The sequence below is a fragment of the Streptomyces sp. BE20 genome (genome assembly GCF_036322525.1).
Taxonomy (GTDB): domain Bacteria; phylum Actinomycetota; class Actinomycetes; order Streptomycetales; family Streptomycetaceae; genus Kitasatospora.
In genome coordinates, this window is sequence record NZ_JAQYWW010000873.1 from 1 (window position 1) to 375 (window position 375).

The following is a 375-nucleotide window of genomic DNA, read 5'->3' on the forward strand; positions in this document are numbered from 1 at the left end:
GGGGGCGGCGCCCAAAAAAAAACAACTACACCAAAAAAACACACCCACCCACCCCACCCAACAACACAAGACAAAACAACACCCAAAACCCAACACCAACCAAAAAATGCAAACAAAACACATAACACCAAATTCCCCCACTAACCCCAGGGCCACCCCTAAAACAAAAATATTAACCAAACCCTGAAACAAGAGAAAAAAAAACAACAACACACACCCCAAAAACATCTTCTCATCCCCAACCAAACCAAAAAGATAAAAAAACAGATCCCCCCCCACCCGAAAACCCCCCCCCCGCACCCCCACTAAAACAAAAAAAACAGCAACAAAAAAACCCCACGCCCACAACAACCCCCACAAAAAAAAAAAAAACAA

General features: G+C 44.0%; 1 protein-coding gene. It reads right to left on the reverse strand.

Annotated elements, in window-relative coordinates; genetic code table 11:
* Nucleotides 1–375, reverse strand: a 375-nt coding sequence (locus PUR61_RS45415; RefSeq protein WP_329880164.1) for a hypothetical protein, incomplete at both ends; no start/stop codon positions are given.